Here is a 21490-nt window from a genome sequence, read left to right on the forward strand (position 1 = left end):
CCGCAGTTCAGAACGGCAGCCCGACGTAGTTTTCGGCCAGCGCAGTGGAAGCCGCCAGCGAATGGACGAGATAGTCCAGATCGGCCTCCTGCATCTTCCGGTCGAAGGACCCTGTGTCGGGGAAGCGATGCAGCAGCGTGGTCATGGACCACGAGAAGCGCTCCGCCTTCCACACCCGCGCCAGCGCCCGCGCGGAATAGGCGTCGATGCCCGCCAACGACCGCTCGGCGTAGAATTCCCGCAGGCCCTCGTGGAGGTAGTGGACGTCGCTGGCCGCGAGATTGAGACCCTTCGCCCCCGTCGGCGGCACGATGTGCGCGGCGTCGCCCACCAGGAACAGGCGGCCGAAGCGCATCGGCTCGGCCACGAAGGAGCGCAGCGGCGCGATGGACTTCTCGAAGGATTCGCCCGTGACCAGCGCCTCGGCGTGGGGGGCAGGCAGGCGGAGGCGAAGCTCGTCGAAGAAGCGCGCGTCGCTCCAGTCCTCGATCTTCTCGTCGAGCGCGCACTGGATGTAGTAGCGGCTGCGCGTGAGCGAACGCATGGAACAGAGCGCGAAGCCGCGTTCGTGGTTGGCGTAGATCAGTTCGTGGTCGACCGGCGGCCGGTCGATGAGCACACCGAGCCAGCCGAACGGATAGACCTTCTCGAATGTCCGGATCGCGTTTTCCGGCACGGACTTGCGGCTGACGCCGTGATAGCCGTCGCAACCGGCGATGAAGTCGCAGTCGATGCGATGGGTGACGCCGTCCTTCTCGAAGGTCACGTAGGGGCTGTCGGTGTCGAAAGCATGCGGCGTGACGTTGGCCGCCTCGTAAAAACCTCCAGCGCCGCTTTTCCGGCGCTCGTCAAGCAAATCCTGGGTCACTTCCGTCTGGCCGTAGACCACGACGCGCTTGCCGCCCGTGAGCTTCGTCAGATCGATGCGATGGTCCCGGCCGTCGAACGCCAGTGAAATGCCTTCATGGGGCAGGCCCTCGCGGTGCAGCCGCTCCGACGCGCCCGCCTCGTCCAGCAGGCGCACCATGCCCTCTTCGAGCACGCCGGCGCGCACGCGCCCCAGAATATAGTCCGGGCTGACCCGGTCCAGAATGATGTTGTCGATGCCAGCCTTGGTCAGAAGCTGGCCGAGCAGCAGGCCCGAGGGACCCGAACCGATGATGACGACCTGAGTACGCATCGTACCTCCCTATGAATCCTGTTTTGTGAAAATTCGCCTTATTCTGTGGTCAACTTTGCTCCTTTCAATGGATTTTCCGTGCAAGAAATTGCATTTACGGAACATGCCGGAGGTACGTTTCCGATGCGCAGGGAAGTCCCGACCTATGAACTCTATGGAGAGAGACCGGACGACAGGCCGGATTTCTGGCTGCATTGCGAGACGCTGTTTTCCCGCAGCAGCCTGCATCGGTTCGAGATCGGCCTGCACCGGCACGACAGCTTCTTCCAGCTTCTGCACATCGAGAGCGGTACGGGCAGCGCGAATTTCGACGGCGTCCAGCACGCCTTCGAGACACCCGCCGCCATCGTCGTACCGCCCGGCTTCAGCCACGGCTTCGCCTTTTCGAACGACATCGTCGGCCACATCGTCACGGTGCTCGTTCCGGAAGTGCCGTTGCTCGCCAGCTCCCGGAACGGGCCGCTTTCGCGCTGGCTGCGCCAGCCGCAGCTCGTCGCCCTGCGCGGGGCCGACCCTTCCGACCTCGCCTACATCGGCGCCACGGTGGCGCGCATCATGGACGAGTTCTCAGGCCGCAAACCCAACAAGACGCGGCTTCTGGAAGCCTATTTCGTCTCGGCATTGATGCTCGTGGCGCGCGCCGCCGGGGCGGACGATGCGGACGGGCGGGCCGCCGCACAGCGGGATGCGCGGCTGGAGCAACTGCTGGAACTGATCGACCGGCATTTCCGCGAACACCGGCCCGTCTCCTTCTACGCGGACGCGCTCAACATATCGCCGACCCACCTCAACCGGATCGCACAGGCGGCGGCGGGGCTGACGACGCAGCAATTGCTGATCCGCAAGCTCATCGATACCGCAAGGCGCGACCTCGTCGTCACCCCCACTTCCGTGCAGAACATCGCCTATGGCCTTGGCTTCACCGACCCCGCCTACTTCTCGCGCATGTTCCAGCGAGAGGTGGGCGTGACGCCGCGCCGCTTCAGGCTGGAGGAACGCGCCAGGCTTGTCGAGGCATCGGCCGCGTCATCGCCGGAGATAGCGCCAGCCCTGTCTCCGCCTATTCCGCCGCCGCGGGATTCTTGAGATATTCGATGAGGTTGGCGACCTCATCCGGCTTCCTGACGCCGGCATGCCGGCGTGGCCGAAATCCCGGCAAGCGCTGCCAGCGCGGCGACGTATCTTTTCATGACGACTGCTTTCGGATTCTCATTCATGAGGAGCATGACGCGGCGGAAGGGGCTGGCCCGTTCCGCCGCTGGCCGTCCGGGGCTGTCAGGCGCCGATGCCGGACTTGCCGGGGGCGATGATGCCGTTCGGGTCGAGCGCGCGCTTGAGCGTCTGGTTGATGCGGCGCTGCACCGGGCCGTAGCAGTCGGCCACCTGATCCATGAACGCATTGTTGGTCCGGTAGACGGCATAGCCGCGCTTGCGGAACTCCTCGATGAGTTCGGACATGCAGGCGTGCGCGTTCTTCGTGTCCTCCTCGTCGGTCTTGTCGAAGAGGAGATCGATGACATGGTGCATGTCGCGCATGCCGACGATGTATTCGCCGCAGTAGTCGAAGCCCCACTTGTTCAGGATTTCCGTGGCCAGCTTCGTCTGCGTGAGGGTTTCCGAGCCTTTGGCGACAGTCACCGGTGCGAACCACATCGACCCGCCGCCGCCGCGCCAGCGGTAGAGGCCGAACTCCTGCAGGTTCATGCCGCCGCGCATGAGCGCCGCGCGGTAGTTGAAGGGCTCCTTGCCGCCCAGCTCCGCCTCGGTGAAGATCTCGCCCTTGCCGAGCCGCTTCACCGCGTCCGTCACGATCTTCCAGTTCACCTCGACCTGCTCCGGGGTGCCGTAGAGGGCCGCGTAAACGTTCCAGGCGCCGAAGCCTTCCTCCGTCTTCATCCGCTCGATGGCGTCCTTCGGCATGGCGCCCTTGCCGTCATAGTACTTGGAGCGCGGAATGACGGCCGGCGCCTCCCAGAGGGCGTGGGCGAACACGACCGCGTTGGGGATGATGTTCGCCATGCGCAGCGGGCGCATCATGTCCACGATCGCCGTTATGTCCTCGTCGTCGGGAAACCGGATGTAGAACGGCTTGTACGCTGGCGGTTTCGGCATGAGCCAGAGGCCCATCTTCGTCACGATCCCGAAGTTCGACTGGGTGAAGATGCCATCGAGATACGGGCCGAAGCCCCATTTGAACACCTGCCACGAATTACTGCCCTCGACGCCGCCCATGGCCGTGCGCAGGACGTCGCCATTCGCCAGAACGACCTCCATGCCGCATTGCATCATGAAATGCTCGCCGTATGGCGTGTAGCCCACACCGCGGTCGAGCGTGTTCCCGACCGGCGATGCAATTGCCGACGGCGCAGGACAGGAGACCCACAGCGGGATGTCGTTCGCTTCGAGATAGTCGACGAGTTGCTGATAGGTGACGCCCGGCTCCAGCAGGGCCGTGCCGAGTTCCGCGTCAACTTCCAGAATCCTGTTCATATGCCGGAAATCGATGACGACCTGGTGCCGATGCCCCTTCGCGTTGCCCTGGGCATAGGTGCCGTAGCCGAAGTTGCGGCCGGTCGACGTCGGCCAGACGGGCACGCCGAATTCGTTGCAGACCTTGACGATTGCCTGAACCTGCTCGGTGCTGGTCGGCTGCAGCACGGCCGACGTCGCATAGTCCGTATCATCCGCCGGCATCATCGTCTTGTAGTAAGGAGTGAGCCGCTCCTCCCCGGTCAGGACGTTGTGCGCGCCGACGATTGCCTCAAATCTGGCGAGCGCTGCCAGAAAGGCCTCCTTCGTCACGCCATCGGGAATGTGCGCCACTTCGCGTGCGGTGGTCATCGGGATTCTCCTTTGCCCTGCCTGGCGACATAGGCTGCCAGTTCGTCGAGCGTGGCGTTGTCGATCATGGATTCGGTAAAGGCGGGCATCGGCCCGAAACCGTGGCGCGCGAAGTACTTCAAGACTTCGGGGTCGTATTCCTTCTGGAAAAGGTTGGGCCCCACCGCGCTGTCGAGGCCGGTGTGGCAGCGCGCGCAGGTCTTGGTGAAAGCCTCGCGCCCCGAGCCGAACATGCGCCTGTCGTCGAGACGCTCGGTGACGGTGTCCCGCGCCGTGGCGGCGAGGCCGGACGCCATGAGCGCGAGGGCCGCGACAGCGGCGATCCTGAGTGATTTATCGAGAAGCGACACAGTTCCTCTCCCCTTACGCAGCCTTCACGACGAAGCCGATGGACGCACCGCGCCGGACGGGCGCGATGATCGCCCGGCCGGTTTCGTTCAGCGCGGTGTCGAGCAGCACCTGCGCCGCATGGTCGAGATGGGCGCGCACATGCAATCCGGACGCGGAGCCGAACAGCGCTTTCAGCGTATTGTAGCGTTCGAGCTGCGTGCCCGAGAGACGGACGTGACGATGCCCGGCCAGAGAAGCCTCTGCGGCGGTGGCAAGCGGCGTCTCGACGCTGTCGATCGTCACGACATCGACGGCCGCGGCCCGCGCGATCCCCGCGACCGCGCCGGTCGAGAGCACAGTCAGGGCGCCGGCGGCACCCTGCAGAAAGATGCGCCTCGAAAGCATGGGTTATCCCTCCCTTATGATTTATGCGAGAAGCCCGTCAGAACGGGTAATGCTGGTTCGGATCCTCGATCGTGAGCCAGCGCAGGTCCGTGAATTCGGCGATTCCCGCCTTGCCGCCGAAGCGCCCGTAGCCCGAGGCCTTCACGCCGCCGAAGGGCATCTGCGGTTCGTCCGCGACCGTGGGACCGTTGATGTGGAGGATGCCGCTTTCGATGCGGTCCGCCACCGCGAGCGCGCGCCCGATATCGCGGCTGAACACGGCGGCCGAGAGGCCGTATTCGGTGTCGTTGGCCACACGCACGGCCTCGTCGTCGCCCTTTACGCGGATGATGGGCTTGACCGGGCCGAAACTCTCCTCGGCATAAATCCGCATCCCGGGGGTGACGTGATCGATCACCGTCGCGGCCACCACCGCGCCGTCCCGCGTGCCGCCGGCCAGCACCTTGCCGCCCTTCGCCACCGCGTCGGCGATCAGGGCATCCATCTTCTCACCGGCGCCGGGCGTTGCAAGGCCGCCCAGAACCACGTGCCCGCGCGGGTTGCCCGCCGGCAGCGCGGCCGCACGGGCGGCGAACTTTTCGGCGAAGGCGTCGGCGATGCTCTCGTCCACGATGACCCGCTCGGTCGACATGCAGATCTGGCCCTGATTCATGAAGCAGCCGAAGACCGCCGCGTTCACGGCGCCGTCGATATCGGCATCGGCCAGCACGACCAGCGGCGCCTTGCCGCCCAGTTCCAGCAGCGCCGGCTTCAGGTTTTCGCCGGCGAGACGGCCGACGATGCGGCCCACGCGGGTAGACCCGGTGAAGTTCACATGCCTGACTTCCGGCGCGCCGATCAGTGCTTCCACCACTTCGGCGGCATCCTCGGGCGCGTTCGAGACGACGTTGAGCACGCCCGGCGGGAAGCCCGCGTCGAGGAAACACTGCCCGATCAGGCGTTGGGTTTCCGGGCAGAGTTCGGACGACTTGAGCACGACCGTATTGCCGACCGCCACGGGCGTGGCGACGGCGCGTGTGGCAAGGATCACCGGCGCGTTCCACGGCGCGATGCCGAGGCAGACGCCCTTGGGCCTCGCCACAGCCGTGGCAAGGGTGCCGGGCTTGTTCGAGGGGATGATCTCACCCCCGACCTGCGTCACGATGCTCGCGGCCTCACGCAGGATGTTGGCGGCCAGCGCCACATTGAAGCCGATCCACGGCGCGGTCGCGCCGGTCTCGGCCACGGCGGCGGCGATGAAATCGGACGCCCTGGCGTCCATGATGTCGGCCGCCCTGTTCAGCAGCGCGCGCCGGTCCTGCGGGCTCGTGCGCGACCATGCCGGGAAGGCGGCCTGCGCGGCGGCGACAGCGGCAAGCGCATCGGCGACGCTGGCGGCGGCGGCCACGGTCGCCACCTCGCCGGTCACCGGATCGAGCCGGCTGAAGGTGCGATTTCCGGTGGCGGCGACGGCCTGGCCATTGATCAGCAATTCAGTTGACATGACGTTCTCCTTCAAGAAGCAGTTGGTCCGGCGCCGGCCGGGAGGTGAGGACGGGACCGCCGCCTCACGGGTCCTGCTGCAGGAACGGGTATTCCCGCCCGCCCGCCGCGACGGTCACCCAGCGCAGTTCGGTAAATTCATCGAGCGCCGCCGGCCCGCCGAAGCGGCCATAGCCGCTGTCCTTTAACCCGCCGAAGGGCACGTCCGGCCGGTCGGAAACGCTGGGCGCATTGATGTGGCAGATGCCGCTCTCGATCCGTCGCGAAACGGCGAGCGCCCGGCCGACATCCCGGCTGAAGACGGCCGCCGAAAGCCCATATTGGGTATCGTTGGCGATGCTGACGGCCTCGTCTTCGGTCGCGACACGGCAGATGCCGGCCACGGGCCCGAAACATTCTTCCGTGTAGAGCGCCATGCCGGGCGCGAGATGATCGACCACCGTCGCATCCATGAAGGTGTTGTCGGCGGGACCACCGGCGCGCAGCCGCGCGCCCTTCGCCACGGCGTCCTGCACCAGCTCCGCGAGCCTGCGCGCGACGGCGGTGCTGACGACAGGCCCCAACGGCCAGGCACCCGTGCGTGGGTCCCCCGCCCTGAGCCGCGCCGCGCGCGCGGCCAGCTTCTCCACGAAGGCATCGGCCACCGGCTCCAGCACGACCACCCGGTCGGTGGATATGCAGAGCTGCCCCTGATTGAAAAACGCTCCGAAAGCCGCGGCGTCCGCAGCAGCATCGAGATCGGCGTCCTCCAGGACCACGAACGGTGTTTTCCCGCCAAGCTCAAGCAGGCATCGCTTCAGATGCCGGGACGCCGTCTCCGCCACGATGCGGCCGACCCGCGTCGATCCCGTGAAGTTCACCCGGCGCACGGCGTCATGCGAAATCAGCGCCCCCACGACCTCGGCAGCGTGCTCCGGCGCGTGCGTGACGACGTTCAGGACACCGTCGGGCAGACCCGCCCCCGCAAAGACGGCTCCGATGAGCAGATGTGTCGCGGGGCATATTTCGGACGCCTTCAGCACGACCGTGTTGCCGCAGGCCAATGCCGTGGCGACGGACCGCATTCCGAGCACGAAGGGCGCATTCCACGGCGCCATCGCGAGACACACGCCCACCGGCTCCCGGAAGGCGAAGGACAGCCCGTCCGGCCCTTGTGTGGCGGTGCCCGTTACCGACGTCACCATGGCGGCCGCCTCTTCCAGATGCTGCCGCCCCACTTCGATATTGAAGCGCAGCCACAGGTCGGTCGCGCCGATCTCGGCCCGCATCGTCTCCCCGATCTCGGCCGCTCGGGTCTCGATCAGCGCCGCCGCGCGCATCAGGATGCGGCGCCTTTCCTGCGGAGGCGTCGCGGACCAGCTCGCGAAAGCCCTCGCCGCGGCATTGGCGGCAGCTACCGCCTCCCGCGCGCGGCAGGACGGCGCGCGCGAGGCAACGGTTCCCGATGCGGGATCGATTCTTTCGAACTCGCCCGCCGGCCCGCGAACAGGGGCGATCGCGGAAGCGCGGCGCACGCCCTCCGGCGCGACTGCGGCCATGGTTTACCTCCCCAAGATCCCTTTCCGGGATCCGCGGCCGGCGTGTGATCGCGCCGCACAGGGCGGCGGACCGTTCACCGGCGCTTGTCTTCATTTGGCGTCCGTTCCGGTCCCTCTTCGGAACACTTAAAAGGTTAAGCCTTGCAGCGGCGATTGAAATGTCATTTTATGGGCATGTCTTGTGCTTTTCTGGTTCTTTTCATGCCCAACGAAACCCTGCCCCGCGATGTCCAGACGCTCGCAAGTCTGGTTCGGGCCGAGCCGCTTCGCCCCGCCCTGCGCAGCGTCATCCTGCGCCCGTCACGCGGGATGTATGAGGAGTTCACCCATTTCCTGCTGGTGGAAACCGGCGACGTCACGATCGAAGCCGACGACAGCGGACATCGTCTCGAAGGCCCCGTCGCGATGATTCTGCCCCCGGCGCCCGCCATGGCCGTCAGGCTTGGCGCGGGTGCGGGCGGCTGGCTGCTGGGTGCCGCCCCCCCGGTGCGGACAGAGGCAGTCGGGGCAAAGGCGGAATCCGGTCTCCTGCAAACGGTGAGCGCGCGCCTTGTCGTGGCACAGGGAGAGGACGGCCGCTTCATTCCCGATCTCGTGCATCTTGCCGAACAGATCCATCGCGAGATGCACCGTGAAACGCGCGGATCGCAGATGGCCGTCGTGGCCTGTCTGCGGCTGTTGCTGATTTCCTTCTGGCGGGAAGGCAGCTTCGATCCCGCCACGCTCGGACGCAGCAGCGAACTGCACCTGCTTCAGGGCTTCAGGCGGCTGGTGGAACTGCATTTCCGCTCACGGATGTCCGTGGCCGACTATGCGGCTCTTCTGGGGGTCACATATGACCGCCTGCACAGCATCTGCCGGCGCAGCCAGCAACGTTCGCCGCTGCAGCTCGTCCATCAGCGGATGATGCGCGAGGCGGCGATCCGGCTGGAAAGGTCGGGCGAGACGATTCAGGAGATCGCCCATTCGCTCGGTTTCGGCGACGCAACCGAGTTCAGCCATTTCTTCAAGAGAAAAAGCCGGATGGCGCCCTCGACCTTCCGCGCAAGGGTTCGCGACGCGGGCGGCACGGCACACATCGGCGGCGCCTCCTTCGCGGACTGGCCGTGAGGGAGACGGAGCGCACACGCATACGTGACGTGCAGCCTGTCCCTGGCTTGCTTCAGATGCATGACGGGGATACGCCATAATCCGCGTACCTGCGCAGCCGGATCGGGGATTGAAGCACAATTCGTAGCGGCATATGGGAGAAGGGACGAAAGAGGATGGCCAGCGCATGACCGACACGTTCTCCACCGGCATTCACCACGTGACGCTGATCACCCGGCGTGTGCAGGCCAACGTCGATTTCTACGCCGGCTTTCTGGGCCTGCACCTCGTCAAGCGCACAGGCGGCTTCGAGGATAGCGAGCAACTCCATCTCTTCTACGGCGACCGGACAGGGTCACCCGGCTCGCTGGTCACCTTCCTCGTCTGGGAGGACGGCGCGCAGGGCCGTGTCGGCAACGGTCAGGTTTCCGAGATCGCCTTTGCCGTGCCGCCATCCGGCATCGGGGAATGGTTGACGCGGGCGCTGGCGCGAGGCGTCCCCGTCGAGGGGCCGTCACGCGAATTCGGCGAGCCTGTCCTGCGGCTGAGAGACCCTGACGGTATCATCGTCAAGCTCGTCGGCGCAGACGTTTCCCCCGCGAACCACGAAAACGGCGATCCCGCCGCCATCACCCGGCTGCGCGCGGTCACGATCCTGACGGATACGCCGGAGGAGACAGCGGCTTTCGTCAGCCGCTTCGGCTACCGGCGGGAGGCGCGAGCGGGAGCGATCACCCGACTGCGATCCGATACCGACGCCGTCGACATCAGAGACGCCTCCGGCTATGTGCCGGGCGCACCTGGAACCGGCACGGCCGATCACGTCGCCTTCCGCGCCGAAACCGTCGAGGCGGTACGAAAGGCCGAGAGTGAATTGGCCGGTCTCAACTCATCGCCGACAACCTTCCACGACCGCAAATATTTCATCTCGCTCTACGTGCGGGAACCCGGCGGCACGCTCTTCGAACTGGCGACCGACGGGCCCGGTTTTGCCATCGACGAGGCAGCCGACAGGCTCGGCGGAATCCTGTTCATCCCGGAATCAGACCAACACCGTGCGGACGCCCTGAAAGTGATCCTGCCGCAGTTCGCCCTGCCGGGAGAACCCCGCCCTCCCCGCCGCGACCTGCCCTTCGTGCACCGCTTTCATACCCCCGACGATCCCGACGGCAACACCGTCGTGCTGCTGCACGGCTCCGGCGGCAACGAGGCGGACCTGATGCCGCTGGCGCACCGCATCGCGCCACGTGCTACGCTGCTCGGCGTACGCGGGCGCTCCCACGAGGAAGGCATCGCGCGCTGGTTCCGCCGCACCACCGCAACCACGTTCGACCAGGCCGACATCCGCTCGGAAGCTAAAGCCTTCGCTGCCTTTGTCGACGGAGCGATCGCCGGCTACGGCCTCGATCCGGCGCGTATGGTCTTTCTCGGGCTTTCCAACGGCGCGAATTTCGCCGCGGCGGTCATGGCCCTGCATCCAGGTGTTATCCGGCGCGCCCTTCTCCTGCGCGCGATGCCGGTCCTCGCCCCCCTGCCGGACGCGGACCTGACGGAAGCGAAGGTGCTGATGATACGCGGCGGCAACGATCCTTACGATCAGCTCGCATCGCCACTGGAAGAGTGGTTCCGGCGTAACGGCGCCGACCTCGATTCCCACAGTATCGAGGGTGGCCACGCCCTCACGGCCGATGATGCAGTTCTGGGAGGGAAATGGTTCGACACAACCATGACAGACGACGCAAGTTGAGCAGCACATCGCCCGATATCAACAGCTGCAAAGTTGCGGAACTACTTTTCGGCCTCCGCACGCACAAACGATTTCAAGACTGTGATTTTATAAAGAGTATCAGGGTACTGTAGATCAGTACTTTCGATGAAGTTTAAATGCTGTGCAAGCCCCCTATCCAAGGAAGCTGTTATCCGTTCGCGTGGGCGGCGGGGGCTTCAGATGGGCTGCTTCTTCCGGATGGGAACCGGACAGCTGCGGCCGCAGCGGCAGTGGCCTCGCCGCCGCGAACGGTGACGGCATTGGAGGCAAGCGCGATACCGGTCTCGCGGAACGCCGCCAACAGGCGCTTCATCGCCTCACGCTGGATGAAGCTTGGATTGCCGGGCTTCGCGGTGAATTTCAGGCGCACGACGAGCGAGTTGTCCGTCACGTCGCGGATGCCCTGCATCTTCAGCGGCACGAGGAATTCCTTGCCGATTTCCTCGTCTTCCAGCATCGCAAAGCCCACCTTCTTGACGGTCTTGCGGATCTGCTCCGGATCCGCGTCGCGGTCGAAGTGCAGTTCGAACTTGATGGTGCTCCAGTCGCGGCTGTAGTTGGTGATCGCCTGCATCTGCCCGAAAGGAATGGTGTGCAAGGGGCCGTTCTGGTGCCGCAGCTGGACGGAGCGCAGCGATATCTTCTCGACGGTTCCCTTCAGCTTTCCGGTGTCGACGTATTCACCAACGCGAAAGGCGTCGTCAGCAAGGAAGAACATGCCGGAGACGATATCCCTGATCAGGGTTTGCGATCCGAATGAAACAGCCAGTCCGAAGATGCCGAACCCCGCCAGTAGCGGCGCTGTATTCACACCAAGGGACGAGAGAACGACAAGAATTGATATGGCGAGAACCGCGATGAAGACAACATTGCGCACCAGCGGCAACACCGTATGCAGGCGGCTGGCCGGGGCGCCGGGGCCTTCATCCTGATCCGCACCGGGCAGGTTCGCGCGCTGCGCGGGCGCAATAGCCTCGAACCAGGTTTTCAGAAAACTCCACGCCGTCCAGCAGAAGACGACGGCCGCGAGCAGCCGCATGGCGCCCGAGACCAGCCGCAGCGCGGCGAAGGCAGCGCCATCGGCCATGATCGGCTTCCAGAGTTCGACGATCAGATAAACGCCGATGAGCCAGATACCCCCCGTCACGAGGGTATGGCCGGCGGCCGTCGCCGCCTGCTCCAGCGCACCGGGCTGCCGGCGCCGGAACCGTGCCGCCGCGGCTGCCGACATAAGAGCGTGCGCGCCGAGCGCCAGTATGGGAAGCAGCAGCAGGGTGACCTGGGTCGTGCCGGCGGCGAAGTTCCAGCTCGTGCTTTGCGGCTTCCCGGCCGCAAGGCAGCCGACAGCCCAGATGACCAGCGCGGTCACGACATAGAAATAAGGCAGAAGGGCCGCAGCCGCACGCCTGAACAGGCCGGGTTCGCTGCCGGCGAACGCCGCCTCGATGTCGCGGGCACCAGCGATGAACCACCATAGCTTCAGCAGCGTCAGGACAGTTGCGCCTGCAAGGAACCAGCCTTCGATGGCGATGGCGTCCGCACCGCTCACATGCGCGAGGCGAACCGTCTGCCCCACCACACCGCCGATGGCGCCGTAGGCCGCAACCATCCTCCAATGCCAGCCTGCGTTGGGGATCGGAATGAGGCGGGCGGCGGCATCGCCCGGCGCGAACAGCAGCCGCGCGAATATCGCGTAGGCCAAAGCCGTTATCGCAACATTGAGAAGCGCTTGCACGCTATCGTGCGCCAGCGTACCCTGCGGTATCACGCTGCCAGCCAGGACACCCGTGACCACCGCGAAGGGGACGAACCCCGAAAGGTCGATTGCAAGCTGGACGCCGGCGCGCCTGAACCTGCCAGGCAAGGAATCGGCAAACCGGCGCCGCTGCGGCTGCAGGAGAAAAGCCGCGAACCGGTAAACAGCGAAACCGGCGATTGCCCCGACAAGACCAATCGCGAGCGCAAGCCCCGCAATCTGCAGCCAGCCATATCCTTCCGCGCCGATTTTTTCGGCCCAAGGAGCGAACAGACCGCCGAAGTCGGCAATGCCGCGAATCCCGAGGGCGATGCCGTCCTGAAGTCCATCCATCATCTGCCGGGCGGCGGCTGGCAGTCCGTACGCGCCGCCATCACCCGTGGATGGCGGATTGATGCCCTGTTCGACGCCCGCCGCCATTGTCCCATCCATTCCGCTGAAACGGCGACAGACGCCAGCGCTCATCGCCCAGCGGCCCGTCACCCGATATCAGGCTGCCGCAGCATGCAGCAGCCTGGCGGGACAAGATACGATCCGCGACTATCCGATAAAGATGGCCAATCTGACATCACCTGTCGTGTAATCCGGATAATAGCCGCATGATGAAGAAAGCGCCGTGTGTTCAGTCCCGCTCATGGGTGCTGGCCGGCGGAGATCGGGAAGGCTCCCCCGTGCCCCGCCCAGTTTTCATGCCGCCCAGCCGCCGAACGAACAACACACGGCTGGTAAGACCGAGCCCGTCTTCCTGGCTCTTGCCGCACTCCCTCGTAGCGCTCGCAAGCCTCGTATATAGTTCAACCGACCCGCCGTAGCTCGACGACGATGCCTGCGATTGAGCGAACATTTTGCTGACGAGACTATATCGTGGAACCTCGGCAAGGGATGATCGGAGACCCTGCGACGTGTTGACGCCAAATCCCCGTCCGGAGAGTCCACGCAACTACATCTCCTATCCTATTGGAAAACATATCGTTATTCCCTTTGACAAAAAGGGCAGATGCACCATGCACCCGCCCCGTTTGTCATCCAGGCTCCGACACGGGCGGCACGGACTTGAGCAAACTCGTCTTCAGTTTCGTCAAGCCGCCCACCAGTCGTCTCGCGGAGAAACCGAGATAGCCAGGATGACATCTTGAAAGTCGTTGTCGCCCGTATCAGTCGGCAGGTCCTCAAATCCAATCAATAGTTGCAAGCCGTCATCGTCAACGCCCGACAGCACCTGGGGCGCCCCATTCGGGTTAAACGCCGCGATGGAGTGGAAGACTGGCGCCGTCACAAGGTTACCCAGCGTCGCGCTGCGCAGCACGAGTGCCCCGCCGTCGACGGCGTCGGCGTCCGCTGACGTGACGAGGGAGAGATTGTCAGGTAGTTGTCCATACACGCCGAAGCCGTCCTGAATCAGGAAGAAGGCCAACCGCGCACCGTCTGCCGGCGTATCGAGATCGACGGTCCGCGCCTCGCTGCCGACGTTCAGCGTATCGGCAAACAGAATGCGGACGCTCCCGATCGTTCCGTCTGCGTCAACCGTATAGACACCCAGGGTATTGTGAAAGCTCGAAGTGGCAGACTTGATTTCCGCCGCGAAGGACGTCGCTCCGTCGCCCACGAGATAGGGCTCGTTGGCGATGCCATTGATCGCGATGGGGTCGACCGCCTGCGCTTCCTGAAGGTCAGGCAGAAAATGTACGAAGCTCAACAGTGTGTTTGCGCCGGTTCCGTCATTGCGGGCCACGGTCATGAAGTTGCCTTGAGAGAAGTCGCCGACGAGCCGGAAGCGCGTGTCGGCGACTGAAACTTCCACCCCGATCTCCGTCGTGTCGACAGAGACAGCCTTCCGATCGATGGCCTGATCAATGTCCAGTACATCGTCGACGCCGAAACCGGAGATAGAATCGCCGTGCAGATTGGCTAAAGAATCGCGCACAATATCGGCGCCTCCGCCAAGCTGAATGATGTCGGCCCCGGCGAATCCGGATATAATATCGTTTCCTATGCCGCCATAGATGACGTCGTTGCTATCCGCACCAAGCACAGGACCACCGGCTTCGTTGGCAAAATATGTCGATAGCTGCTCCACCTTCACATAATCGACATCGAAGTAGTAGGTTTTGTTCTCGGCCGCACTTCCTGCGGGCACAAAATCTGCATCTCCAATACTCGGCCCATTAGGGTCACCCCTGCCGGGCCCCCAGTCGGTGGGCACCCCCCATAGGTTCATGTGGAGATTCTGCGGCTGCGTTGGGACATGTTCCATGTCGACGCGAATTTCTTGGCCATCCACGAGCCAGCGGACCCGGTCGGGGAGCCACTCTATGCGGTAGACGTGCCAATCGGCGAAGCTGCCAGTTATTGGGATGGATTGAGGGTAATCATGACCAGTTCTCTCCAGAAAAACGTTGGTAGAGATCTTGGCAAGCTGAGAGGTCAGGATCTCGAAATCCAGCTCGTCATGATCCTCTTTACCTTGGGCATACTCAAAGGCCTGGTAAGCGAAGAATCCCGCGATCATGCCCGCCTGGGAGCTTTCGAACCTGAACCGGCCCTCAAAAGCGACGCCGCCACCACTCAAGTCCCATGCCTTATTCGTGATTGCCTCAGAGCCGCTGAACCCGCTTCCGTCGAGCCAGGTGTCCAGGCGGATTCGTGCCACGCCACCTTCGGCGACAGGCAAGCTCTGCCGGATCTGCGTTTGGCCCAGCCAGGACGAATTGTTGGTTTGAGACCACCTATTGATTTTCCAGTCTGCAGAGTTGAGCGTGCCGTCGATTGAGAATTGATCCTCGAACAGGACCTGTACCCCACTGAGTTGCGCCATTTCAGCCCCCTCCATTATTTGTATCAATGATTGAACAGGCTGTTAGACGAGAGTCAATCACCACTGCGGCGCAAGTATCTCCCCGCGCTTGCATATCATGACCACACATCCGGCCGAGACGCTGGAGGACGATGGTTTCCCTGCTTTCACGGCCTCGACGATGCGGATGAGCAGGTAGTGGCGCTATCGCTCAGAGACATTGTTCAGAACGCTCTCATCCCGGAGGAAATCAGCGCCCCTCATGTGTCATTGCCCTTTGCCTAGGCCTCAGGCAATCTGTTGTGCGTCAGTATAGGCAGCGGCCAAATCGCGGTTTTCTCGAATGGAATTCGTCTACGGGTTGAGCTTTCTGCTGCTTTTCAGCTTGAGCGCCTATGGCGGTCTGGCGCTACGGCGCCATCTCAACGAGGGCCACTTTTCGAAAGATAACATGGATGCTGTGCGCTTGGTGACCGGTCTGATCGTGTCTTTTGCCGCACTCATCCTGAGCCTTCACCTTTCCACGTCTAAAGCCGCATTTGACGCCGCCAACCGCAATAGAGCGGCTTACGCTACGCAACTGGCAAGCCTTGATGAATGTCTGCGAAATTTCTCTCCGCAAATGGACGCGACGCGGCTGCAGCTGCGCCAATACACCGCCGCCGTCATTGTCAGCACCTGGCCCGATGAGGAGGGACCAGGGATCGAAACCGGCCTCGATCCACAGCACATGATGTTACGTGGAGAGGACGCGACGCTGACGAAACTGATGACTCACATTGGTCTGGCAATCGATTCTTTCGTTCCCACAGACGGCGCTGCGCAGAACATCGTTGCAAGATGCCGGGCGGAATATGGAACGGTTCTGGCGGGGCGCTGGTCCGTCATCGACGACACGTATGCCCCGTCAGGAAGGCTATTCACCGTCGTTATCAGTTTCTGGCTCGCGCTGGTTTTCCTCAGCTTCGGGCTTCAGGTGCAACAGCGCGCACTGAGCCTGACGGTTCTTGCGATTGGCGTCCTCTGCGTTTCAACCGCGATGTTCGTTATCATCGACCTGCATTTTCCGTATCGCGGCGTCTTCGGGATATCCAGCACGCCGATGCGTGATGCCCTGGCAGACATGCTCCGCCAATAGACGGGCATGACCGCGCCCTTCGTCTACGACGGCGCCGCATTCCCGGCCTATGTCAAGCATGTGCTGGCCCCGACCCGGTCCAAGGATGCCATCAAGGATGTTGAGCGTGAGGACTTACGCAAGAAATCAGAACAGCCATCGAACGATCCCTCAGGATCTCGTTGGGACTTTCCGCGCCGAACCGCCGAAATCGGGTATAAATGTACCCGAATTATTCGGGCTTCAACGCGCTTATTGGTGTCCCGGAAGGGATTCGAACCCCTGACCTACGGTTTAGGAAACCGTTGCTCTATCCTGCTGAGCTACCGGGACCCATCATACGCAATACACTATCTCCCCTGCCCCACGCATCACACTTTGTGCCGTGCGGGAGCCTCGTTGCGCACCTTCCTTCTATTATCTGGATGGTGGCGTTCGTCTTGCCAGGAATGCGCCAAAGTGGCACTTCACAACAACGGGTTGTTTCTCCTATCATAGGCGTGATGATTTTGCAGCGGTTCTTTTGGCCTTTTTCCTACCTGTTCACAGAAACCCGCCTTTCAGGACACCCCGCCCGCCGGAGACGTGCGTTCGTTGCAGGGATCGTTTTTATGCTGGCCGCGACGGGGGCGGACGGGGCGTTTCCGGCTTGCCTGGAGGTTGCATCGCCGGACGATGCCCTGCGCGTTCAGGGGGTGACGGAGCGGGGGGAGCCTGTGCTTTCCGACGGGCGGATCGTCCTCCCCTCCGGCATCGCCCTTGTCGACGAAGCCGCTGCCGTTGCCGCTATCCGAAAGGTTCTCGACCGGGGGGAAATCCGGCTTGCCGCCATCAGTCGACATGCCGACCGCTGGGGTCGGTATCGCGGCCATCTTGCGATTCGGGCTGGCGGAGATGTCACGACGCTCGTGGAGCACCTCGTCGCGCAGGGTGCGGCGTTGCTCTATCCGCAAGAAATCGCTGCGAAGGCGGGCGACAAGCGGAATATCGTCGTCACCGCGGCCTGTGCGGACCGGCTGCTTTCGCTGGAAAAGGAAGCGCGCCGCGCGGGAATCGGCGCATGGGGCGGAACTGCTGCGCTGCCGCTCGACGCCCGCAACATTCCTCTGTTGCAACGATTTGCCGGCCAGTACGTTATTGTCGAGGGACGGGTCGTTTCGGTCGGAGAGCGCAGCACCATGACATTCCTGAACTTCGGGTCGAACTGGCGGAGGGACTTTTCGGTCTCTATTGCCCGAAAGGACTGGGAGGACTTCGCGAAGCAGGGGCTGACCGCCGCCGCCCTCAACGGCAGGCGCGTTGCGGTGAGGGGTGAAATCCTGCTACGGGAAGGCGTCGAATCGCCGGCTGGCCGGGCGCCCACGATCAGGGTATCAGTGACGCGAAGCCTCGCCTATTCGGATACGGACTGATCGTCGTGCAGGGAATTTCGTTGCAACGCTCCTTGCCGCAGCTTGCGGCCATCATGCTCACCGGCATGGCTCTGGCATCCTGCGCAGTCTCGCCTGTGGTCGAGCCGCCGGCAGTCGCCGCCGTACCGCCGGCGGCGCCGCGCATCACCGGCGTAAACCAGCGGGCAGAGCGCGAGCACCAGCGGCTGCTCGCTGCATTCGGCGGCGCCTATCAGGCGCCGGCGGCGCAGCGCATGCTTGATGAACTCGCCTCCCGCCTCGTGCCAGCCACCGAACGGCCGGACCAGCATTACCGCGTCACAATCCTCGACTCGCCGATGGTCAATGCCTTCGCCCTGCCGACCGGCAATATCTACGTCACGCGCGGCCTTCTGGCGCTCGCCAACGATGCCTCGGAACTTGCGGGCGTGATGGCCCACGAGATGGCCCATGTGACGGCCAGCCACGCCACGGCACGCGACGAACTTGAGAAGCAGACGGACCTCATCAGCCGCGTCAACGTGCAGGTCCTGAAAGATCCTACCCGCGACGAGGCGTTTCGCGCCAGCGCGCAGGGCACCATCGCCGGCTTCTCGCGTGAGCAGGAGCTGGAGGCCGACCGAATCGGTATCCGCACCAGCGCGCGCGCGGGTTACGATCCCTACGGCTCCGCCCGCTTCCTTGAGGCGCTGGACCGCAACGTCCGCCTCGGCAGAAGCGGCAGTGCGCAGTCGTCCGCGACCGCCAGCTTCATGGCAACGCACCCGAGCACGCCGCAACGTATCGCGCTTGCCTTGCGCAGCGCCCGCGAGGTTTCGGCACCCGGCATGGGGGACAAGGGCCGGCGGGCCTACCTTGAAGCCATCGATGGCATAAGGTGGGGCGAAGACCCGCAAAACGGCGATGTGCGCGGCCGTGTCTTCCGCCACCCGCGCCTGGGCATCACCTTCACCGCCCCGGAGGGCTTCGCGCTCGACAATTCTTTCCAGGCACTGATGGGCGTAGCGCGCAACGGCGAACTCGCCCTGCGCCTCGATGCGGTGGAACTGCCGCCTTCCGAGCAGCTTGACGCTTTCCTGTCGTCCGGCTGGATCGACGGCGTTTCGACCGAAAGCACGACACTGACGACGATCAATGGCCTTCCGGCCGCAACCGGCGTCGCGCGGGGGAAGGAATGGGTGTTCTATCTCGGCGCGATCCGTATCGACAACACGGTTTTCCGCCTCGTTGTGGCGACGCGCCAGCGCGACACCGCCGTCGAGCAGGATTTCCAGACCGCACTGGGCAGCCTGCGCCGGATGACGCCAGCGGAGATACGTGCCATCAAACCGTTGCGTATCCGCATTGTCGCGGCCGCCGCCGGCGATACTCCGGAAACGTTGGCCCAGCGCATGATCGGCGTCAGCCAGCCGCTCGAACGCTTCCGTGTGCTGAACGGACTGCGGCCGGATGAGGCCCTGGTTCCGGGCGAACGCTACAAGGTGATCTCGGAGTAAGGCAAAAAGCGTTAAACGGGAAACGCTGTCGTGCCGCGTCTCTTTGTTCGTGCACGGAATTTATCAGGAGAACGGCGCGCATTTCCCAGTTTTATGCAGCAGTACCCATAGACCACAAGACGACGGGCTGCCATGCACCGCATGCCGGAAAGGCACTTAGCCTTACGATATGAGGGGGTATGGCGGCCCGTCGTCTTGTCGTTTGGATGGAGGAAGAATGCGCCGTGCTGGGGCCGGTTCAGGCGGCCTCGTCTTCCAGTTCGTCGGCCGCGGCTTGTGCCTCGTTGGCGGCTTTCTTGGCAGGGCGGCGGGGCGCTTGCGCCAGCGCGTTCTCCACGATGCGCATGGCCTCGGTGTCGGTGCCGCCGTTCACGGCAGCGATCTCGCGCACCATCCGGTCGATGGCGGCTTCATAGAGCTGGCGCTCGCTGTAAGACTGCTCAGGCTGCGAATCGGAACGGTGCAGATCACGAACGACCTCCGCAATCGCAATCAGATCGCCGGAGTTGATCTTCGCCTCGTATTCCTGCGCGCGACGCGACCACATGGTCCGCTTCACCCGGGCGCGGCCGGTAAGAGTTTCCAACGCCTTGTCCACAAGCGTATTTTCGGCAATCTTGCGCATGCCGACGCTCGCCGCCTTCGCGGTGGGGACGCGCAGGGTCATCTTGTCCTTCTCGAACGAGATGACAAACAGTTCGAGCGTACAACCCGCAACGACCTGTTCCTCGATGGCGATGATCTCTCCGACACCGTGGGCAGGATAGACAATCGACTCACCGGTCCTGAAGCCCAGGCGATGGGCAGTCTTTTTGGCGTTGTTCATAATTGTGATTGCCTCCTTCTCGCCTCCGCAAGGGATGCGATATACTGACGCTCCGGGGGCCACCCGGACAAAAAAATCCCATCGGCGGCAACGCGCCACCGGATAACAGCCGAGCCCAAACCGCCGTAGCCGCATGGTCACGCCATGACATAGCGGCGACGAGCTGTTGTGCGTCGTCACATCAGTACGTTGAATGCTGAACCTCTGCCGGGTACGGGCAGCGTATCTCTGCACCAGATCGACCAATAAAGGCTAACCTAACACAAAAATCGGCAAAAATCAAAAGAGTTAACCCACCCGCCGGCCAATGCCGGGGGTGCGGGCCGCAATCGGCCATCAGAAAGCGCGGCGACAATGCGCCGCCAGACTGAATCGGACTTGAACTCGGGCAAACACGATATCCCCATGCACCAAAGGCATGGCAGAAATATGATAATCTGATGGCCTGAGGCCGTAGAAACCTCAACTGGAAAATGAGACCCGTTTTTCAGCCTGCGGCAGTTGGCATTCACCTTCGATCCATCGAGCTGAATGCAAATCGCGGCAGAGTGGCGGATGCGATTTCCACCTGTAGCTGTCCCGACCGGCGGGCAGGACATGCCTGATGTCCGTCAATCGCCTTCGCCCGGCTCCGGCGAGAAATATTGCTCGAACTTGCCGGCCACGCCGTCGAACTCCGTCGCCTCCGGCAGCGCATCGCGCTTCTGAGTGATGTTCGGCCACATCTTGGCGTAGTCGGCGTTGATTTTCAGCCACTTCTCAAGGCCGGGCTCGGTATCGGGACTGATGGCCTCGGCAGGACACTCCGGTTCGCACACCCCGCAGTCGATACACTCGTCCGGATGGATGACAAGCATGTTCTCGCCCTCGTAGAAGCAATCCACCGGGCAAACCTCGACACAATCCGTATACTTGCACCGAATGCAATTATCGGTGACGACGTATGGCATCCACCTCTCCTGCGGCCGGGCACTCTGCGCTGGCGGCCTTCCCGGCATCCCGACAGATTATCGTATAACGTCTATCGGGCAAATCGCGTTTTCAAGAACCCGAAACAACGGATATGATGGGCATGCATCCCCACCGGCCGCTATATCTGGATTCTTTCCAATGTGAGAGCACTGCTCTAGCGGCAATCGTCCTCCGGTGCAAGCGACGTATTGTCGCCGGAGGTCTCTGAATTTTGCATATGCTCATCCGGGCCAGCGGCTTCAGGACCGCTCAGCAGCTCGTACAATTGCCGCGCTTCCGGCGCTCCGCCGCGCCGTTCGGCGAAAGCGCACACGCTGACGACGAGCGTCGCGTGGGCGAGAGCCAATGTCAGCACATCACCCGCACGCACGCCCTTGGCCGGATCCGTCACACGCCGGCCGTTGATGCGCACATGTCCCTCGTCGACAAGCCGTGCCGCCAACGTGCGCGTTCGCGCCATGCGTGCATGCCACAACCATTTGTCTAGGCGCTGCCGGCTGATGGC

General features: G+C 63.5%; 18 protein-coding genes and 1 tRNA gene. 7 read left to right on the plus strand and 12 right to left on the minus strand.

Features of this window, described 5'->3' with window-relative positions; genetic code table 11:
• Nucleotides 1–7 precede the first annotated feature (7 nt).
• Nucleotides 8–1180 carry a 4-hydroxybenzoate 3-monooxygenase gene (pobA, locus tag ACFFJ7_RS18090; protein ID WP_166955796.1) on the minus strand — a complete coding sequence of 391 codons (1173 nt, stop codon included), beginning with the start codon at nucleotides 1178–1180 and terminating at the stop codon, nucleotides 8–10.
• Nucleotides 1181–1303: 123 nt separating this feature from the next.
• Between pobA and ACFFJ7_RS18095 the strand changes: the two genes are divergently transcribed.
• Nucleotides 1304–2266: a helix-turn-helix domain-containing protein gene (locus tag ACFFJ7_RS18095; protein ID WP_377594231.1), complete on the plus strand. Its 963-nt coding sequence runs from the start codon at nucleotides 1304–1306 to the stop codon at nucleotides 2264–2266.
• Between the two features lie 189 nt (nucleotides 2267–2455).
• Here ACFFJ7_RS18095 and ACFFJ7_RS18100 read toward each other — a convergent pair whose 3' ends face one another.
• The 5 genes from ACFFJ7_RS18100 to ACFFJ7_RS18120 form a co-directional block, all read right to left on the minus strand.
• The gene (locus ACFFJ7_RS18100) at nucleotides 2456–4021 is read right to left on the minus strand and encodes an FAD-binding oxidoreductase (protein WP_377594234.1); all 1566 of its coding nucleotides are present in this window, start codon (nucleotides 4019–4021) and stop codon (nucleotides 2456–2458) included.
• Nucleotides 4018–4371, minus strand: a complete 354-nt coding sequence (locus tag ACFFJ7_RS18105; protein ID WP_166955792.1) for a c-type cytochrome — start codon at nucleotides 4369–4371, stop codon at nucleotides 4018–4020. The genes ACFFJ7_RS18100 and ACFFJ7_RS18105 overlap by 4 nt, the downstream gene beginning before the upstream one ends.
• 13 nt (nucleotides 4372–4384) lie before the next feature.
• Nucleotides 4385–4756: a hypothetical protein gene (locus ACFFJ7_RS18110; protein WP_377594236.1), complete on the minus strand. Its 372-nt coding sequence runs from the start codon at nucleotides 4754–4756 to the stop codon at nucleotides 4385–4387.
• 37 nt (nucleotides 4757–4793) lie between these two features.
• A complete protein-coding gene (locus ACFFJ7_RS18115; protein ID WP_166955790.1) occupies nucleotides 4794–6239 on the minus strand; it encodes an aldehyde dehydrogenase in 1446 nt (481 codons plus the stop codon).
• A gap of 64 nt (nucleotides 6240–6303) precedes the next feature.
• On the minus strand, nucleotides 6304–7776 hold the full coding sequence (locus tag ACFFJ7_RS18120) for an aldehyde dehydrogenase family protein (RefSeq protein WP_377594238.1): 1473 nt from the start codon (nucleotides 7774–7776) through the stop codon (nucleotides 6304–6306).
• A 201-nt stretch (nucleotides 7777–7977) separates the two neighbouring features.
• Between ACFFJ7_RS18120 and ACFFJ7_RS18125 the strand changes: the two genes are divergently transcribed.
• Complete coding sequence (locus ACFFJ7_RS18125; protein ID WP_377594240.1) at nucleotides 7978–8886, plus strand: helix-turn-helix transcriptional regulator; 909 nt, start codon at nucleotides 7978–7980, stop codon at nucleotides 8884–8886.
• Nucleotides 8887–9052: 166 nt separating this feature from the next.
• Nucleotides 9053–10612 carry a VOC family protein gene (locus ACFFJ7_RS18130; protein ID WP_377594242.1) on the plus strand — a complete coding sequence of 520 codons (1560 nt, stop codon included), beginning with the start codon at nucleotides 9053–9055 and terminating at the stop codon, nucleotides 10610–10612.
• Between the two features lie 169 nt (nucleotides 10613–10781).
• Here ACFFJ7_RS18130 and ACFFJ7_RS18135 read toward each other — a convergent pair whose 3' ends face one another.
• Nucleotides 10782–12335, minus strand: coding sequence for a mechanosensitive ion channel family protein (locus tag ACFFJ7_RS18135; protein WP_377594244.1), 1554 nt, complete (start codon nucleotides 12333–12335; stop codon nucleotides 10782–10784).
• Between the two features lie 27 nt (nucleotides 12336–12362).
• Between ACFFJ7_RS18135 and ACFFJ7_RS18140 the strand changes: the two genes are divergently transcribed.
• Nucleotides 12363–12992, plus strand: coding sequence for a hypothetical protein (locus ACFFJ7_RS18140; RefSeq protein WP_377594247.1), 630 nt, complete (start codon nucleotides 12363–12365; stop codon nucleotides 12990–12992).
• A gap of 475 nt (nucleotides 12993–13467) precedes the next feature.
• On the opposite strand, the gene ACFFJ7_RS18145 is transcribed toward ACFFJ7_RS18140, so the two are convergent.
• Nucleotides 13468–15204, minus strand: coding sequence for a family 16 glycosylhydrolase (locus ACFFJ7_RS18145; RefSeq protein ID WP_377594249.1), 1737 nt, complete (start codon nucleotides 15202–15204; stop codon nucleotides 13468–13470).
• 322 nt (nucleotides 15205–15526) lie between these two features.
• On the opposite strand from ACFFJ7_RS18145, the gene ACFFJ7_RS18150 reads away from it, so the two are divergent.
• Nucleotides 15527–16321: a bestrophin-like domain gene (locus ACFFJ7_RS18150; RefSeq protein WP_377594252.1), complete on the plus strand. Its 795-nt coding sequence runs from the start codon at nucleotides 15527–15529 to the stop codon at nucleotides 16319–16321.
• 235 nt (nucleotides 16322–16556) lie between these two features.
• Here ACFFJ7_RS18150 and ACFFJ7_RS18155 read toward each other — a convergent pair.
• Nucleotides 16557–16633: transfer RNA gene (locus ACFFJ7_RS18155), tRNA-Arg, on the minus strand.
• A 278-nt stretch (nucleotides 16634–16911) separates the two neighbouring features.
• Here ACFFJ7_RS18155 and ACFFJ7_RS18160 point away from each other — a divergent pair.
• Nucleotides 16912–17712 (plus strand): hypothetical protein, encoded by an 801-nt coding sequence (locus ACFFJ7_RS18160; RefSeq protein WP_377594254.1) that lies wholly within the window; start codon nucleotides 16912–16914, stop codon nucleotides 17710–17712.
• Between the two features lie 20 nt (nucleotides 17713–17732).
• Nucleotides 17733–19187 carry a M48 family metalloprotease gene (locus ACFFJ7_RS18165; protein ID WP_377594255.1) on the plus strand — a complete coding sequence of 485 codons (1455 nt, stop codon included), beginning with the start codon at nucleotides 17733–17735 and terminating at the stop codon, nucleotides 19185–19187.
• Between the two features lie 238 nt (nucleotides 19188–19425).
• On the opposite strand, the gene ACFFJ7_RS18170 is transcribed toward ACFFJ7_RS18165, so the two are convergent.
• The 3 genes from ACFFJ7_RS18170 to ACFFJ7_RS18180 form a co-directional block, all read right to left on the minus strand.
• Nucleotides 19426–20013, minus strand: a complete 588-nt coding sequence (locus ACFFJ7_RS18170) for a CarD family transcriptional regulator (RefSeq protein ID WP_166955778.1) — start codon at nucleotides 20011–20013, stop codon at nucleotides 19426–19428.
• Between the two features lie 611 nt (nucleotides 20014–20624).
• Nucleotides 20625–20963 carry a ferredoxin FdxA gene (gene fdxA / locus ACFFJ7_RS18175; protein WP_166955776.1) on the minus strand — a complete coding sequence of 113 codons (339 nt, stop codon included), beginning with the start codon at nucleotides 20961–20963 and terminating at the stop codon, nucleotides 20625–20627.
• A 176-nt stretch (nucleotides 20964–21139) separates the two neighbouring features.
• Nucleotides 21140–21487: an RNA-binding S4 domain-containing protein gene (locus tag ACFFJ7_RS18180; protein WP_377594410.1), complete on the minus strand. Its 348-nt coding sequence runs from the start codon at nucleotides 21485–21487 to the stop codon at nucleotides 21140–21142.
• Nucleotides 21488–21490: the final 3 nt, after the last annotated feature.

It is taken from the genome of Pseudochelatococcus lubricantis (assembly GCF_042432495.1).
Classification (GTDB): domain Bacteria; phylum Pseudomonadota; class Alphaproteobacteria; order Rhizobiales; family Beijerinckiaceae; genus Pseudochelatococcus; species Pseudochelatococcus lubricantis.